A 16,595-nucleotide genomic window follows, 5' to 3' on the forward strand; every position below is an offset into this window, starting at 1 on the left:
GACATGGTAGATAGGCCGGGAGTGGAAGTGCAGTGATGCACGGAGCGGACCGGTACTAATAGACCGAGGGCTTGACTTAAGTAGAGAAGCGGTTTTAAAGGAGCGAAAGCGACGCGTAAAACCGACTGAATCACTTACCCTTTAGGGTAAGCAGGGAAAGGAACCGTAAACAGAGCGGAGGCTCGTTAAGGAAGTTCGTTTTATGCAGTTGTAAGGGCACGGGCCCTTAGGAAAAATTCAGTGGCGATAGCTGCGGGGATCCACCTGTTCCCATGCCGAACACAGCAGTTAAGCCCGCAAACGCCGAAAGTACTTGGGGGGAGGCCCCCTGGAAGGATAGGAAGCCGCTGATTACAAAAAGACAGACAGTGCTGATACACTGTCTGTCTTTTTGTATACAACGACCTCCCATCTACCCAGGGCAAGCCCTGGGATAAGTAGCGAACCTCGTTTGAAGGAGCGAAAGCGACGCGCAAACGAGTGTGAGTCACTTATGTCGGACCGCTAACGTAAACGGGATATGTTACAGAAACATATACATGCGCGCCGGTCCGACTGATAGGTGCGGCGACCGCTAGCAGGAGACGTATACGATATGTATGCGTTCTTTTTTGTATATGTGCGTCTTCCTATCCTTTTAAGAGATGAGTTCAAAGAAGAGGTAATGAAAAAATGCAGACCAATCCATTTAAAAGATTTTTCGTTTTCATATGCTGTCTGACGGTAATACTCTTTTCCGCAGGCGTTAGCCATACTGCAGCAGAAACGACGGTGGAAATCAATTTACAGGAATATTTCGACGGCGTAAACGGCACGGCTATTTTTTATTATCCCGAGTCCGACACTTATGCCGTATACCAAAAAGAGCTCAGCGAAAAACGCTCATCGCCCTGCTCGACTTTCAAAATTTTCTCTACCTACGTCGGGTTAGATACGGGCGTAATCCAGATGAATGATTCCGTGCGGACATGGAACGGGACGGTGTACTGGTATGAGCCGTGGAATCGCGATATTGGATTGCCCGACGCCTTTCGGCAATCCTGCGTCTGGTATTACCGCCAAGTCATAGACGACATTGGGCAGCCTGTAATGCAGGCCTATATCGACGAGATGAATTATGGCAACAGGGATATTTCCGATTGGAAGGGCGATTTTAATGAAGGAGAACCCTTGGCTGACCTGAAAGGATTTTGGCTGGAGTCGTCTTTAAAGATTTCTCCGAAGGAACAAATTCAAGTGCTGCGGCGCATCATGGAACATCCGAAGAAGGGCGAGCTTGCCAATACGTTGAAGCTGCTGATGCTGACGCGGGACGACGCGGCGACGGGATTGAAGGTGTACGGCAAGACCGGTTTTGGGCGAGTCGATGGAAAAAATACGGACGCCTGGTTTGTCGGGCTATATGAAAAGAATGGAAAGACGGCGTATTTTGCCCTGCGCCTGGATGACCCGGACAACCCGAGGGCTACAAGCGATAAGGCTAAGGCGATTGCCTTGTCGATTATCGACGACATGGACGGGAATGCTCTTTTCGCCGAAGTGCGGCGGATTTCGGATTCCGGAACTACTGCCGCAAAAGCCGCGTTCCCAGGTGGAAAAGTAAATTGACAGGTATGGTAAAACGTGACATAATTAATTAGATATGCCCATGCAGTATGGGGCTTATGCAGTTTATTTTTTTGCGCGGAGGGTTACGAATGGCAGATAATCGCATTATAACGGCTTTAGACGTACATTCTTTAGACGACATGAAGAAGCTTGTCGAATCGTTGGGAGACAGCGTTTCCTTCTATAAAGTCGGCATGGAATTATTTTACAGCGCCGGTCCGGACGCTGTTCGCTATTTGAAGGACCAGGGAAAGCACGTGTTCCTCGATTTGAAGGTACACGACATTCCGAATACGGTAGGCCAGAGCATTCGCGCCTTGACCCGGCTGGGAGCCGATCTCATGACCCTTCACGGCACAGGCGGCAGGGCGATGATGGAAGCTGCTGCGGAAGCCGTCCGCGACGAGGCGGAAAAGCTGGGCATCGAACGGCCCCGCTTGCTGGCCGTCACGGTTCTGACCAGCATCGACGAAGCGTGCTGGGAAGAAATCGGCGGAAAATATACGATTGCCGAAACGGTTCTCCGCCTGGCTAAGCTGGCGAAGGAAGCTGGTATCGACGGCACCGTTTCGTCGCCGTATGAAGCGAAGGCCATCCGCGAAATGAACGGTTCCGATTTCCTCATCGTTACGCCGGGCATTCGCCCGTCCTTCGCAGTCGCCAACGACCAGAAGCGGTTTACGACGCCGCGGCAGGCGCTGCAGGACGGCGCGTCCCACTTAGTCATCGGACGGCCCATTACGAAGGCTGATGAACCGCGGGAAGCCGTTCGCAAAATATTAGAAGAAATCCAGGGGGTATAGCATCATGATGACAGAAGCAGAAGTAAGACAGTTATTAGTAGACACGAAAGCCGTATTGGAAGGCCATTTCTTATTGACGTCGGGCCTTCACAGCCCGCTGTACGTTGAAAAGTTCAACGTCCTCCAGCATCCGGAATATACGGAAAAGCTCTGCAAGGAATTGGCAGAACGGTTTAAGGACAAAAATGTCCAGACCGTCATGGGGCCGATGACCGGCGGCATCTTGCTGGCTCATGAAGTCGGCAAGGCCTTAGGCACGCGGGCCATCTTTACGGAACGGGAAAAAGGCGTCATGACGCTGCGCCGCGGCTTCCGCATCGAACCGGGCGAACGCGTCCTCATCGTAGAAGACATCGTCACGACGGGCGGTTCCGTACAGGAAGTCGTCAACGTCGTTAAACAAGCCGGCGGCGTCATCGTCGGCGTCGGCCTCCTCGTAGACCGCAGCGGCGGCAAGGCCGAATTCGGCGTGCCGAAGGAAGACGTACAGGCCCTGCTTCACTTGACCGTTCCTACGTATCAGCCCGACGACTGCCCGTTGTGCAAGGAAGGCCTTCCCATGACGGAACGGGGCAGCCACCATTTGAAATAAGAAGCAGGAGAGGTCAGAATGGATATCTTTTCAGTAATTCTACCGTTTTTGATGTATGGCCTGATGTCTGCCGTATTTGCCCGCTTCACAGGCATCAACATGAGCATGTACCTGCTCATGATCTTCCTGTACATGGGGGCGAAGCCCGGCGAGACCATCGTCGCCATGCTGTTGTTTAATACCTTTACCTACTTTACGGTGTATTCGCAGCAGCACGTCATGACGATGAAGACCTTCATCATCTTCCCGGGAGTCAAGTTTATCATCCCGCTGGTGATTACCCTGGGATTGGCGCTGCTCAGCCCGTTTTTGGGCATCGTCTTCTTTGTCGTCGTCTTCCTGCTGGAAATCTTCGCTAAGATTTATACCAGCATGAATAAGAAGATTCGTCCGACGAAGCAGCAGCTCGTGCAGATGAGCGCCGTCGCCAGCGTATGCGTCCTCGTCGGCGTCTTCGTCATTCAGTTTATTCCCGAGCAGTACTACTACCTCGTCGCCGGCGCGGCTATTTTGCTGCTGACGGTACTGATGTGGATTGCCGGCGACCGCCGCAGGCTGGAATCGCAGTGGGACGGCATTTTATACGCTTCGACCTTTATTACCGGCCTGGTCGGCATCGACGCGACGGACTGGCTCATGAGCATGCGCCGCGCCAACCAGTCGATGCTGGCGCGCTGCTATCCCATCGTCATCAACGCGGCGTCCATCGTCGGCTTGATCCTGGCTTATGGGATGTACCGGTATTTCTCCGTAGGCGCGTTGTTCGCGACGATCGGCGCGTCCATCGGTATCCGCTTCTTCGGCGTGCCGGAATACAGCGAACGAGGCGTCTTCTCGCGGGTGACCATCGCCCTGGCTATCGTGGCGGCGCTGATCTTTTTGATTTCCCAGCCCCAGCCGACGGGCATCTTAGCCGTTCCTGTTTCGAACGAAAGCGGCGGGCTGCTTCATTTCTAATCGTATATAGATGTATGAAACACAGTAATTTCTTCATGAAGTTGCTGTGTTTTCTTTTTGCGCCGACTGGATAAGGAGCACTCTCTGTGTTACAATTACAGGCAAGGAGAAAGGAGCGGTACTATGGCTAAGCGCAGCATGATGCGCGGTTATCTTTGTTCCGGCGGCGGAGCGATTATCTGGGGCATGTCGGGGACGGCCGGACAGTATTTGCTGAGCCGTTACGGCGTCGATCCCTTTTGGCTGACCAGCATCCGCATGGTTTGCGCCGGACTGGTATTGACCCTGCTGGCCGGCAGGGAATACAAGACGATGCTGAATATCTTGAGGAATAAAAAGGATTGCATCTCGATGCTGGGATACAGTCTGATGGGGCTCCTGCTCAGCCAGGTGTCGTTCCTCAAGTGCATTCAATACTCGAACGCCGGCACGGCGGGGATTTTGCAGACCCTGAGCGTCGTCATGATGGCGGTCATCGTCTGCCTGCGGACGCGGCGTCTTCCCGACTTCCGCGAAGGCCTGTCCATCGTCTTGGCTCTCGTCGGCGTCGTTCTCATTGCGACGCACGGCGATTTATCCCGGATGGCCCTGTCGCCGGAAGGGCTGCAATGGGGGCTGGCGGCGGCCGTGGCGACGGTATGCTATTCCTTTTTGGCGCAGAATCTGGTCTGGAAATGGGGCAGCGTGCCGGTCAACGCGCTGAGCCTTCTCGTCGGCGGAACGCTGTTTTCGCTGTTCATCCAGCCCTGGAATACGCCGTCCGTATTGGATACGGCGGGATATATCATTTTTGCTGCCATTATCTTAATCGGCACGGACTTGACCTTTATCTTATTCCTGCGGGGCGTCGGAGACATCGGCCCGATTAAGGCCACGCTCATCGGTACGCTGGAGCCCGTTTCGGCGTCCGTCGTTTCGGCCCTGGTGCTGGGGACTGTATTTTATATTCCCGAATTAATCGGGTTCGTCTGCGTTCTCATGACGGTGTTCTTAGTCATGGCCCGGCAGCATGTCGGGGGATAGCAGGAAATCTCAAGGAGGGATATGCTATGAGACTACATTATATAGCTGGTTTGGCGCTCTGCCTGCTCTGCGCAGCCCCGGCCGGCGCGGCGGATACGGCGGCGAGCGAGCCCATGCAGCCGGCCCTTACGGTGCAGACGTCCGGCCAGATCTTGCCGGAGTATACGATTCTTATCGGCCGGAACAGCGCCCAGACGCCCCTTACGGCTTCGGTGTATGAGAAAAACGGCGTGCTCATGGTGCCCCTTCGTCCCGTAGCGGAGCAGCTGGGCTATACCGTCGCCTGGGACGAAGAAAAACAGTGCGCCTTTATCGAGACGAATACGGTTTACATGCATCTCTATCCCGGCGTCGATATGTACGAGCGCATCGGCTCGCTGAAGACGGTGAACCTGAATCACATTTACCAATACGGTATCGGGCCGGAAAACGTCGAGGGCATGCTGTATGTGCCGGCCAAGCTGTTCGAAGCCTTTTTTAACGACGTGTTTATCGAGGAAGGCAGCCTGGTCATCGCGCCGCAGGAAGTATACCTGCACGGGGCGCCCTGAGGCGGGCCGGAAGAGGCCGACCCTAAATTGGCCTTATAGGTAGATAAAAAAATCTTGACTTTATAGGAATGGGTAGATACAATAATAAGAGAGAATAGACTGTCGGTCCAGAGAGGCCGGGTTATTCATCACCATATTTATGACTGTACCTTTAATATAGTCCAGAGAGGCTAAAAAGGGACATATGTTTGCCATGCATGCGATATGGATATGACCTTTGCCTTTCGGCAAAGGTCTTTTTTTATAAGGAGGATTCCAATGGCTAGTATCCAAGGAAAAAGCCTGTTAGGGCTGCAAGGAGTACCAAAAGAAGAAATTGAATTGATACTGCGAGTAGCAAAGAAGATGAAGGCCGTCGTCAACAGCGGCGATAAGAAGCTGTCGCTGCTCAAAGGCAAGTCTGTCGTCAATATGTTCTGGGAACCGAGCACGCGTACGCGCGGCTCCTTTGAAATGGCGGCAAAATACTTAGGCGCCGACGTCATCAACTTTACGCCCCGCGGCAGCTCTATCCAGAAGGGCGAAAGCTTCCGCGACACGCTGCTTACCGTTACGGCTATGGGCGTAGACGCCATCGTCATGCGGCAGAAGCAGGAAGGCTCTCCCTGGTTTGCCCGCCGATGCGTCGACCCGATCATCATCAATGCCGGCGACGGTGCGCACGAGCATCCGACGCAGGGCCTTCTCGACTTGTTTACTATTCAGGAAGCGAAGGGCCGCATTGACGGACTGAAAGTCGTCATCGTCGGCGATATCGACCACGGCCGCGTAGCCCGTTCCAATATTTACGGCTTGCAGACCATGGGCGCCGACGTACACCTCGTCGGTCCCCGCACGCTGCTCCAGCCGGAGCTGGAATCCATGGGCGTCACCGTGCACTACAACCTGGAAGAAGCCATTCAGGACGCCGACGTCATCAACGTCCTCCGCATTCAGAAGGAACGGCAGGGCATCGGGTTCTTCCCCAGCGCCGGCGAATACAATTCCCTCTTCGGTATCAACCGGAAGCGCCTGGCCCTGGCAAAGGACGACGTCCTGGTCATGCATCCCGGCCCGATGAACCGCGGCATTGAAATCGACACGGATACGTGCTACAGCGACCATTCGGCAATTCAGGAACAGGTTAAAAACGGCGTGTCCGTCCGGATGGCAGTTCTGTATTTGACAATCATAGGAGGCGATGACGTTGACATTACTCGTTAAAGGCGGCAGGGTAGTCAACCCGGCTGTACAGCAAGATGAAATATGCGATATCCTCATTGAAGACGGCAAAATCAAAGCCGTAGGAACGAATCTTCCGGCAGAAGGAGCCGAAGTATACGACGCGTCGGGCTTGGTCGTAGCGCCGGGCTTTATCGACATGCACGTCCATCTCCGCCAGCCCGGCCAGTCGGCGAAGGAAACCATCGCTACGGGCACGAGGGCCGCGGCGGCCGGCGGCATTACCCGTGTCGCTACGATGCCCAACACCAGCCCGGTCATCGACAAGGCCATTATCGTAGAAGGCCTGAAATATAAAGTAGCGAAAGAAGGCGTCGTCAAGGTCGAAGTCATCGGCGCGATTTCCAAGAACCTGGAAGGCCAGGAGCTGTCCGGCATGGGCGGCATGGTCAAGGCCGGCGTCGTTGCTTTCTCTGACGACGGCCGCTTCGTCGAAAACTCCGACTTCATGCGCAAGGCGATGGAATACGCCAGCATGTTCGATAAGGTAATCATCGACCACTGCGAAGAAACGGAACTCGTCGCCGGCGGCAATATGCACGAAGGCGTCGTGTCCAATCAGCTGGGCATTAAGGGCCGTCCGGCCGTCGCCGAAGACATCGCCGTAGCCCGCGACATCCTGTTGGCCGAAGCGACGGGCACGCCCGTTCACATCGCCCATATCAGCACGAAAAACGCCGTCGACATGGTACGGCAGGCCAAGAAAAAAGGCCTCCACGTCACGGCAGAAGCGACGCCCCAGCATATGATCCTGACGGACGAAGCGATTCGCTCCTTTGAAACGCGCTTTAAGGTCAACCCGCCCCTGCGCTCGGACGACCACCGCGCTGCCGTCGTAGAAGGCCTGAAGGACGGCACTATCGACGCCATCGTCACGGACCACGCGCCTCACGAATGGGAAGAAAAGGATCAGGAATTCAACCTGGCTCCCAGCGGCTTTGTGGGTCTCGAAACGAGCGTCGGCGCCGTACTGACCTACTTGTATCATACGGGCGAAGTCGACCTCATGACGATCGTCAACGCCATGTCTACGGCTCAGGCCAAGATCCTGCGCCTCGACGCCGGCGTCATCGCTCCGGGTAAAGACGCGGACCTGACGATTCTCGACCTCGACAAAGAATGGACCGTAGACGCATCGGCATTCTACTCCAAAGGCAAAGCGTCGCCCTTTGATGAAATGATATTTAAAGGCAAGGCCGTAGCGACAGTCGTCGACGGCGCCTTTGTAATGAAAGATGGGGAGGTCTTACGATGAAAGGAATTCTCATATTAGAGAATGGACAGAAATTTTACGGCCAGATGCTGATGAGCGAACCGGCTGTCGGCGAAGTCGTATTTAATACGGGTATGACGGGCTATCAGGAAACCTTTACGGACCCGTCCTATGCCGGCCAGATCATTACGATGACCTACCCGCTGATCGGCAACTACGGTTTGTTCCACGAAATCGAACAGGCCGACCGCCCCTACGCAGCAGGCTTCGTCGTCGGCGAGCTCTGCGATGCGCCGAGTAACTGGCAGAACGAAGGCGAGCTGGCGACGTTCATCCGGACGCACCACATTCCCTGCCTGTACGGCGTCGACACCCGCGCCGTGACGCGGGCGATCCGCAGCCACGGCGTCATGAAGGGGGTCATCGTTCCCGAAACGATGAGCGAAAGCGCCGTCAAGGAACTGTTTGACACGCCCTTGGAAACGCAGCTCGTCCGCCGCGTCACGACGCGGGACATCAAGCACATGGGCAGCGGCAAATTCCACGTCGCCGTCATGGACTACGGCGCGAAGACCAACATCCTCCGCGATTTGGTCCGCAACGGCTGCCGCCTGACGATTTTCCCGGCGGAAACGAAGGCCGAAGACGTACTGGCCATCAATCCCGACGGCATTTTCCTCAGCAACGGCCCCGGCGACCCGAAGGATGTTCCTTACATCGTAGAAGAAGTCAAGAAATTCATCGGCAAGAAGCCTATCTTCGGCATTTGCCTCGGCCTGCAGATGCTGGGCCTGGCGCTGGGCGGCAAGAGCCGCAAGCTGACCTTCGGCCATCGCGGCGCCAACCATCCGGTCAAGGATATCCGCACGAACCGCGTATACATTACGTCGCAGAACCACGGCTACGTCATCGACGAAGCGTCCCTGCCGGACAACGTCGTCATTACGCACCGCAACTTGCACGACAATACGCTGGAAGGCTTCGAAGTGCCGGAACAACATATCATGTGCGTGCAGTACCATCCGGAAGCATCGCCGGGACCGACTGATAACTTGTATTTATTTGAACAATTTATCAAGATGATGGAGGAAAATTAACATGATAGAAGGATTGAAGAAAGTTCTCGTGATCGGATCCGGCCCTATCATTATCGGCCAGGCCGCAGAATTTGACTATGCCGGCACGCAGGCTTGCCGGGCTTTGAAGGAAGAAGGCCTGGAAGTCGTCCTCATCAACAGCAACCCGGCGACGATCATGACGGACGAAGATATTGCCGACCGCGTATATATCGAACCGATTTCCCTTGATTACGTGACGGAAGTCATTGAAAAAGAACGTCCCGACGGACTGTTGGCGACCCTGGGCGGCCAGGTCGGCCTGAACATGGCCGTCGAACTGGCGAACGCCGGCGTGCTGGAAAAATACAACGTAACATTGCTGGGCACCCACCTTTCGGCTATTAAGGAAGCGGAAGACCGCGAGCTCTTTAAGGAAGCCATGAAGGACATCAACCAGCCCGTGCCGGAAAGCGACATCTTTGAAGACGTCCAGTCGGCCATCGATTTCGCCGATAAAATCGGCTACCCGATCATCGTCCGTCCGGCCTTTACTCTCGGCGGCACGGGCGGCGGCATCGCCCATGACGAAGACGAGCTGTTCATGATCGCGACCCGCGGCATCAAGCTCAGCCCGATCAACCAGATCCTCGTCGAACGGTCCGTTGCCGGCTGGAAAGAAATCGAATACGAAGTCATGCGCGATAAAGCGGACAACTGCATCATCGTCTGCAACATGGAAAACATCGACCCCGTCGGCGTCCATACGGGCGACTCCATCGTCGTCGCGCCGAGCCAGACCCTGAACGATTTGCAGTACCAGATGCTGCGCACGGCGTCCCTGGCCATCATCCGCCGCCTGAAAATCGAAGGGGGCTGCAACGTACAGTACGCCCTCGACCCGAACAGCAACCAGTACTACGTCATCGAAGTAAACCCCCGCGTCAGCCGTTCGTCGGCCCTGGCCTCCAAGGCGACGGGTTATCCCATCGCCAAGGTTGCGGCGAAAGTCGCCACAGGCCTGACGCTGGACCAGATTACCAACGCCGTCACGGGCAAGACGACGGCCTGCTTCGAGCCGACCCTCGACTACTGCGTCGTCAAGTTCCCCCGCTGGCCCTTTGAAAAGTTTGCCTTGGCTGACAAGACCCTGGGCACGCAGATGAAGGCTACCGGCGAAGTCATGGCTTTAGACCGCTGCTTTGAAGGGGCCCTCCTCAAGGCCGTCCGTTCCCTGGAAATCGGCGTGAACTACCTGACGCTGAAAAAGCTGGAAAGCAAATCCCTCATCGAAATCGCTGAGCTCCTGCAGAAGCAGGACGACGAACGGCTCTTCGTCGTCACCCAGGCTCTGCGCCTCGGCCTCAGCGAAGAAAAGATTCACTATATTACGGGCTACGACATGTGGTTCCTCAGCAAACTGAAGAACATCGTCGACCTGGAAGAAGCCCTGAAGAAGCAGGGCCTTACGGAAGACAACGTCCGGCTGGCAAAACGGTACAGCATGCCCGATGCCGTCGTCGCCGGCTTTGCCGGCAAGACGGAAGACGAAGTACGGGCCTTCCGTCAGGAAAAGGGCATTACGCCGACCTTCAAGATGGTAGACACCTGCGCCGCCGAATTTGAAGCGGCTACGCCGTACTACTATTCCTGCTATGCCGCCGAAGACGAAGTTAAGCCTCTGGGCGACAAGAGCGTCGTCGTTCTCGGCTCCGGCCCGATCCGCATCGGCCAGGGCATCGAATTCGACTACTGCTCCGTCCATTCTGCCTGGGCGCTGCGCAAGGCCGGCATGAACAGCATCATCGTCAACAACAACCCGGAAACGGTAAGTACGGACTTCGATACGTCCGACAGCCTGTACTTTGAACCGCTGACCGTAGAAGACGTCATGGCCGTCATCGACAAAGAAAAGCCCGTCGGCGTCATCTGCCAGTTCGGCGGCCAGACGGCGATCAACCTGGCGGCTCCTCTGGCAAAACGGGGCGTCAAGGTCCTCGGCACGTCTGTCGAAGGCATGGACCGGGCCGAAGACCGCGAACGGTTCGACGAAGTATTGGCGAAGCTGAACATTCCTCGTCCCGACGGCCGCATTGCAACCAGCGACAGCGAAGCCATGAAGGTGTCTCAGGAATTGGAATTCCCCCTCATCGTCCGTCCGTCTTACGTTCTCGGCGGCCGGGCCATGGAAATCGTATATAATGAAAAAGAACTGGAACGGTACCTGCGCGAAGCCGTTATCGCCTCGCCGGACCATCCGATCCTCATTGACGAATACATGACGGGCCGCGAAGTCGAAGTCGACGCCGTTGCCGACGGCACGGATGTCTTCATCCCCGGCATTATGGAACAGGTCGAACGGGCCGGCGTCCATTCGGGCGACTCCATCGCCGTCTATCCGCCGCAGCACCTCGACCAGGAAATGATCGACCAGATCGTCGACTACACGACGCGCATTTCCTTGGAACTGCAGGTTAAAGGCGCCGTCAACATCCAGTTCGTCGTATCGAAGGGCAAGCTGTACATCATCGAGGTAAATCCCCGTTCGAGCCGTACCGTCCCCTTCCTGAGCAAGGTAACGCACTTCCCCATCGTCGAAGTCGCGACGCGCATCGCTTTGGGCGAAACGCTGAAAGACATGGGCTACGGCAGCGGCCTCCTGCCGGCTAAGGGCCACGTCGCCGCCAAAGCGCCTGTATTCTCCTTCAGCAAGATCGGCCTGGCGGAAATCGCCCTCGGGCCGGAAATGAAATCGACAGGCGAAGTCATGGGTATCGGCAAGACCTATTCCGAAGCCCTGTACAAAGCCGTCAACGGCGCGAAGATGCGTATCCCCGCCGGCGGCACGATTCTCGTTACCGTCGCCGACCGCGATAAGGAAGAAGCCCTGCAGCTGGCTCATGGCTTCAAGGAACTGGGCTATCACATCATCGCTACGGAAGGCACGGGCCAGTATTTCAACGACCACGGCATGCCCGTCGACGTCGTCCGCAAGATTCATGAAAGCGGGCAGAACATTGCGACGCTCATCCGCAACGGCAAGATCGACCTAGTCGTCAATACGCTGACCTTCGGCAAGCATCCCGAACGGGACGGTTTCAACCTGCGCCGCATGGCCGTTGAATTGGCTGTTCCCTGCCTGACGTCTCTCGACACGGCTCGCGAAGTATTGCGCGTTTTCGCCAATAAAGGCAAAAACGACGGCTATCATCACGTCGCCGCCTTGCAGGATTATGACATGGATCGTTAAAAAATATGCGTTAGGATGTACTACATATGCAGACTGCAGGAACTTGGAAACAGGTTCCTGCAGTCTTTTTTGTCTTTTTACAGAAATTATCGAAGAAATTCGAAAAAATATAACAAACAGCGTGTATTTCCTGTGAGAATAGAGGCAAAGGGGTTATTTTTATGTAAAAAATCCTGCATAAATCTTGACAAACTATTAAAATGCAATTATAATGAATAAAAATTCATCAAAACGCCGCCGCGGCAAGAAAAAGGTAAAGTCGCGGGGCAATAAGGTATAGAGGTGCATGAAAGGTGAAGACGAAGGTATTTATACATGGGCATGAAGGTACGACGGGGCTTAGAATTCACGAACGGCTGAAGAGCCGCCAGGATATCGAGCTGGTTCCCATCGCCGACGAGCTGCGGAAGGAGCCCGAAGCGATTGCGGAATGCATGAAGAAAGCCGATTTGGCGTTCTTGTGCCTTCCCGACGGGGCGGCAAAAGAAGCCGTCGCCATTGCGGCCGACTGCCAGGTCCGCCTCATCGACACGTCGACGGCGCACCGTACGGCCGATGGCTGGACCTACGGCTTTCCTGAATTGTCACCGGCTCAGTATCAAGCCATTGCAGAAAGCGACCGCGTCGCCAACCCGGGCTGCCACGCCAGCGGCGTCATCGCCGTCGTCCAGCCGCTGGTACAGGCCGGCATCCTGCCGGAAGAGTATCCCATAAGCGCCGTGTCCCTGACGGGTTACAGCGGCGGCGGCAAGAAGATGATCGCCCAGTATGAGGGAGCGGATAAAGGCGAGGAGTTGTTCTCGCCCCGCCAATACGGCCTGACGCAGCAGCACAAGCACTTGAAGGAAATCGTCGCAGTCTGCGGCCTGGCTCAGGAGCCGATTTTCTCTCCCATCGTTGACGATTACTACAGCGGCATGGAAGTCATGGTTCCCTTGTTTACTCATTTGCTGAAGGGAACACCGTCGGCGCAGGACGTCTGGCAGGCCTTGGCGGCTCATTACGAAGGAAGCCCCATCGTCCGCGTCCTTCCCTTCGGCGAAGACAAGAGCGGCTTCGTCGCGGCCAACGCCATGAGCGGATATGACGATATGGAAATTCTCGTGACGGGCAATGACCAGCGCGTCGTCGTGACGGCCTTGTTCGATAACTTGGGAAAAGGCGCTTCCGGCGCGGCGATTCAGAATATGAACATCATGTTGGGCCTCGACCCGACGACAGGATTACAGATAACGAAGTAAAGGCGCAGCCATAGAAAGGTGGAGTTAGTATGAAAAAGGTATATGATGACAGCTGCTTACCGCAAGGATTCAGCGCGGCTGGTACGTACAGCGGCCTTTGCGACAGCCGCGTACGATTGGATTTGGCTATGATCGTAAGCCGTACCAACTGCTCCATCGTCGTCTCCAGCTCTCAGGGCGTATGGCAGAGCGCGGGAAAGGCCCTGCTGCTGCACAACGGGGCGGCTCTTCCCGACGGCCTGCGGGGACAGGAAATCCGGCAGGAAGTATGCAGCGCGGCATCGCAGTACTTGTCGATAGCCGCCCAGGACGTGGCCTTCGTCGCCAGCGGCGTAAAAGGCCAGCATTTCCGCCCGTCCCGCCTCATCGACAGCCTGGAAACCTTAGGCGCGTCGCTTTCGCCGTCTCACGGCGCTCAGGTCGGCGCGGTCATCGACAACTTAGGCGATATGACGGACAGCGCCGTGTCGCTGGGAAGCGGCTCCGTTCATATGAACGGCATGGCCGCCGACGGCACCGAGGCGAAGCCGGGATTGTGCATCCTCACGACGGATGCCGCAGCGACGCCGCAGCAGCTGCGGGACGCCCTGGCAGCCTGTACGGGCGCGATCAATACGGAAGGGTATACGATTATTGCCCTGGCCAACGGCATGGCGTCCGAGCCGGTCGGAGGCGCGTCGCTGGCCCAGGCCATGAAGCGCACTATGCTGCAGCTGGGATTCCAGCCGGCCTTACAGGCCTGCAGCTGAGCAGCAGAATCTGAAAGGACTGCGTGGTACAATGAAATTGCGGGAACGCAGTTTCTTGTACCACGTTACATTTTTGTACTGGGGGAAAGGTAAATGACAGAGTATAAAGACATAGCAATGCACGATATCCAATCGGTAACGAACGCCCAGAAGGCGCAGATTTTGATGAACGCCCTGCCGTATATTAAAAAATACAGCGGCAAAATCGTCGTCGTCAAATACGGCGGCAACGCGATGGTCAACGAGAGCCTGAAACGAGCCGTCATGGGCGACATCGTCCTGCTCAACCTCATCGGCATTAAGGTTGTCCTGGTGCACGGCGGCGGCCCGCATATCAAGGAAGTATTGGACCGCGTCGGCATCGAATCGAAGTTCATCGACGGCCTGCGCGTCACCGACGCTGAAACGATGAAAATCGTCCAGATGGTGCTGGCCGGCCAGGTAAACAAGGACTTAGTCAGCCTCATCGGCTCGATGGGCGGCAACGCCATCGGCCTGTGCGGCCTCGACGATCGGATGATCCGCGTCCGTAAGCAGAGCGACGACCTGGGCTTCGTCGGCAAGATTACGTCGCTGGATGTTGAAATCATTCAGGACAATCTGGATAAGGGATACATTCCCGTCATCGCTACCATTGGCACGGACAAAAACGGACAGGCCTACAACATCAACGCCGATACGGCGGCGGCTGAAATCGCCGGCGCCCTTAACGCCGAATGCATGGTGTCCATGACGAACATCGACGGCGTCCTGCGCGATAAGGACGACCCGTCGTCGCTGATTACGGACCTCACCCTGGCCCAGGCGGATCAGCTGAAAAAAGAAGGCGTCATCGCCGGCGGCATGATTCCCAAGGTGCAGTGCTGCATCGACGCCATTCAGGCCGGCGTCAAGAAGGTCTTTATCGTCAACGGCATGGTTCCCCACGCTATCCTGATCGAGCTGCTGACAGAAGAAGGCCTGGGCACGATGTTTGTCAACAAGTATTCCGAAGGCCGCTGAGCGGCTATTGCATGAAAAAAGGAGATGTGCGAATTGGCTATGGATTTTAAAGCTGCAGATAAAGAATATATCGTAAACGTATATAACCGGATGGACGCCGTGCTGGATCACGGCAAGGGTTCCGTCCTGTACGACGTCAATGGCAAGGAGTATATCGACCTCAGCGCCGGCATCGCCGTCAACGTCTTCGGCGTCTGCGACGACGTCTGGAAAGACGCCGTGACGGCCCAGCTCAACAAGCTGAGCCATATTTCCAACGTATTTTACACGGAGCCCCAGGTCATCCTGGCAAAAATGCTCTGCGAAAAGACGGGCATGAAAAAGGTCTTCTTTTCCAACTCCGGCGCAGAATCGAACGAATGCGCCATCAAGGCGGCCCGCAAATATTCTCACGACAAATACGGCGACGGACGCTATACGATCATCACGCTGAAAAACAGCTTCCACGGCCGGACGATGGCCACGCTGACAGCCTGCGGCCAAGATGAGCTCCATCAGGATTTCGGCCCCTTCCTGGACGGCTTCGTCTACGCCGAAGCGGATAACTTCGAATCGGTCAAGGCTCTGGCTGAAGAAAATAACGTCTGCGCCGTCATGATGGAACTGGTACAGGGTGAAGGCGGCGTCCATCCTCTCGACCCGGCCTTTGTCCATGCCGTCGTCGACTATGCCCATGAAAAGGATATCCTGGTCATTATCGACGAAGTACAGACCGGCAACGGCCGTACAGGCGCGCTGTATGCCTACATGAATTACGGCATTCATCCCGATATCGTCACGACGGCCAAGGCTATCGGCGGCGGATTGCCCTTTGCGGCGACGATGTTTGCCGATTCCTGCCAATATACGCTGACGGACCATACCCACGGCTCGACCTTCGGCGGCAACCCGATCTGCGCCGCCGGGGCTATCTCCATCATCGAACGGCTGGACGACGCATTGATGGCCGAAGTACGGGAAAAGGGCGCGTATATCAAGGCTGAGCTGGAAGGCTGCCAAAACGTCGAATTCGTGTCGGGCATGGGCCTGATGATCGGCGTGAAGCTCAAGAAGGACTTGGGAACCGTCGTAAAGGAATGCGTGGACAAGGGCGTCCTGGTCCTGACGGCCAACGGCCTGCTGCGCCTCCTGCCGCCCCTCAACATTCCCTGGGATGTCTTGAAAAAAGCCGTTGCTATCGTGAAAGACGTCATTGACGCAGAATAATACCTATGCTGAAAAAGGCGAGTCCTGCAGGGCTCGCTTTTTGTATTACCCGTAAGCGGTTAATTTTCCGGCAAGTCTTGTCAGGGACGGCCCTATTGTTTTAAAATGAAGTATGCCCCATAAA

14 protein-coding genes and 1 rRNA gene are annotated in these 16,595 nt (G+C 55.8%); all 15 read left to right on the forward strand.

The genetic code is table 11. The features are described from left to right. Positions 1 to 236 precede the first annotated feature (236 nt). The 15 genes from rrf to OCV58_RS10945 all read left to right on the forward strand — a co-directional run bounded on the left by rrf (position 237) and on the right by OCV58_RS10945 (position 16,471). Positions 237 to 353 (forward strand): 5S ribosomal RNA (rrf, locus tag OCV58_RS10875). A 418-nt stretch (positions 354 to 771) separates the two neighbouring features. After that, positions 772 to 1,608, forward strand: a complete 837-nt coding sequence (locus OCV58_RS10880) for a penicillin-binding transpeptidase domain-containing protein (protein ID WP_267312908.1) — start codon at positions 772 to 774, stop codon at positions 1,606 to 1,608. A gap of 89 nt (positions 1,609 to 1,697) precedes the next feature. Continuing rightward, positions 1,698 to 2,411, forward strand: coding sequence for an orotidine-5'-phosphate decarboxylase (gene pyrF / locus OCV58_RS10885; RefSeq protein ID WP_087477643.1), 714 nt, complete (start codon positions 1,698 to 1,700; stop codon positions 2,409 to 2,411). Positions 2,412 to 2,415: 4 nt separating this feature from the next. Then, positions 2,416 to 3,003 carry an orotate phosphoribosyltransferase gene (pyrE, locus tag OCV58_RS10890; protein WP_087477642.1) on the forward strand — a complete coding sequence of 196 codons (588 nt, stop codon included), beginning with the start codon at positions 2,416 to 2,418 and terminating at the stop codon, positions 3,001 to 3,003. Positions 3,004 to 3,021: 18 nt separating this feature from the next. Beyond that, entirely contained in the window at positions 3,022 to 3,960 is a 939-nt protein-coding gene (locus OCV58_RS10895; protein ID WP_154877854.1) for a hypothetical protein, read from the forward strand. A 123-nt stretch (positions 3,961 to 4,083) separates the two neighbouring features. Next, positions 4,084 to 4,983 (forward strand): DMT family transporter, encoded by a 900-nt coding sequence (locus tag OCV58_RS10900; protein ID WP_087477640.1) that lies wholly within the window; start codon positions 4,084 to 4,086, stop codon positions 4,981 to 4,983. Positions 4,984 to 5,009: 26 nt separating this feature from the next. Next, on the forward strand, positions 5,010 to 5,534 hold the full coding sequence (locus tag OCV58_RS10905; RefSeq protein ID WP_154877855.1) for a stalk domain-containing protein: 525 nt from the start codon (positions 5,010 to 5,012) through the stop codon (positions 5,532 to 5,534). 258 nt (positions 5,535 to 5,792) lie between these two features. Continuing rightward, positions 5,793 to 6,737: an aspartate carbamoyltransferase catalytic subunit gene (locus OCV58_RS10910; protein ID WP_087477638.1), complete on the forward strand. Its 945-nt coding sequence runs from the start codon at positions 5,793 to 5,795 to the stop codon at positions 6,735 to 6,737. Further along, positions 6,721 to 8,010 (forward strand): dihydroorotase, encoded by a 1,290-nt coding sequence (locus OCV58_RS10915; RefSeq protein ID WP_154877863.1) that lies wholly within the window; start codon positions 6,721 to 6,723, stop codon positions 8,008 to 8,010. Before OCV58_RS10910 ends, OCV58_RS10915 begins: the two co-directional genes overlap by 17 nt. Further along, a complete protein-coding gene (gene carA / locus OCV58_RS10920) occupies positions 8,007 to 9,065 on the forward strand; it encodes a glutamine-hydrolyzing carbamoyl-phosphate synthase small subunit (protein WP_095629737.1) in 1,059 nt (352 codons plus the stop codon). The genes OCV58_RS10915 and carA overlap by 4 nt, the downstream gene beginning before the upstream one ends. A 1-nt stretch (position 9,066) precedes the next feature. Further along, on the forward strand, positions 9,067 to 12,273 hold the full coding sequence (carB, locus tag OCV58_RS10925; protein ID WP_095629738.1) for a carbamoyl-phosphate synthase large subunit: 3,207 nt from the start codon (positions 9,067 to 9,069) through the stop codon (positions 12,271 to 12,273). 293 nt (positions 12,274 to 12,566) lie between these two features. Further along, a complete protein-coding gene (gene argC, locus OCV58_RS10930) occupies positions 12,567 to 13,514 on the forward strand; it encodes an N-acetyl-gamma-glutamyl-phosphate reductase (RefSeq protein ID WP_154877856.1) in 948 nt (315 codons plus the stop codon). Positions 13,515 to 13,543: 29 nt separating this feature from the next. Continuing rightward, entirely contained in the window at positions 13,544 to 14,263 is a 720-nt protein-coding gene (locus tag OCV58_RS10935) for an arginine biosynthesis protein ArgJ (protein ID WP_154877857.1), read from the forward strand. Positions 14,264 to 14,389: 126 nt separating this feature from the next. Then, positions 14,390 to 15,265 carry an acetylglutamate kinase gene (gene argB / locus OCV58_RS10940; protein ID WP_087477652.1) on the forward strand — a complete coding sequence of 292 codons (876 nt, stop codon included), beginning with the start codon at positions 14,390 to 14,392 and terminating at the stop codon, positions 15,263 to 15,265. Positions 15,266 to 15,304: 39 nt separating this feature from the next. Then, a complete protein-coding gene (locus tag OCV58_RS10945; protein ID WP_204246346.1) occupies positions 15,305 to 16,471 on the forward strand; it encodes an aminotransferase class III-fold pyridoxal phosphate-dependent enzyme in 1,167 nt (388 codons plus the stop codon). The last annotated feature ends 124 nt before the right edge of the window (positions 16,472 to 16,595 follow it).

It is taken from the genome of Megasphaera stantonii, from assembly GCF_025567065.1.
Lineage (GTDB): Bacteria > Bacillota > Negativicutes > Veillonellales > Megasphaeraceae > Megasphaera > Megasphaera stantonii.

Excerpts from the sequence above, each read along its gene's own strand:
- pyrF (WP_087477643.1), top strand. The coding sequence starts at position 1,698 with ATGGCAGATAATCGCATTATAACGGCTTTAGACGTACATTCTTTAGAC.
- pyrE (WP_087477642.1), top strand. The coding sequence starts at position 2,416 with ATGATGACAGAAGCAGAAGTAAGACAGTTATTAGTAGACACGAAAGCC.
- OCV58_RS10895 (WP_154877854.1), top strand. The coding sequence starts at position 3,022 with ATGGATATCTTTTCAGTAATTCTACCGTTTTTGATGTATGGCCTGATG.
- OCV58_RS10900 (WP_087477640.1), top strand. The coding sequence starts at position 4,084 with ATGGCTAAGCGCAGCATGATGCGCGGTTATCTTTGTTCCGGCGGCGGA.
- OCV58_RS10905 (WP_154877855.1), top strand. The coding sequence starts at position 5,010 with ATGAGACTACATTATATAGCTGGTTTGGCGCTCTGCCTGCTCTGCGCA.
- OCV58_RS10910 (WP_087477638.1), top strand. The coding sequence starts at position 5,793 with ATGGCTAGTATCCAAGGAAAAAGCCTGTTAGGGCTGCAAGGAGTACCA.
- carA (WP_095629737.1), top strand. The coding sequence starts at position 8,007 with ATGAAAGGAATTCTCATATTAGAGAATGGACAGAAATTTTACGGCCAG.
- carB (WP_095629738.1), top strand. The coding sequence starts at position 9,067 with ATGATAGAAGGATTGAAGAAAGTTCTCGTGATCGGATCCGGCCCTATC.
- OCV58_RS10935 (WP_154877857.1), top strand. The coding sequence starts at position 13,544 with ATGAAAAAGGTATATGATGACAGCTGCTTACCGCAAGGATTCAGCGCG.
- OCV58_RS10945 (WP_204246346.1), top strand. The coding sequence starts at position 15,305 with ATGGATTTTAAAGCTGCAGATAAAGAATATATCGTAAACGTATATAAC.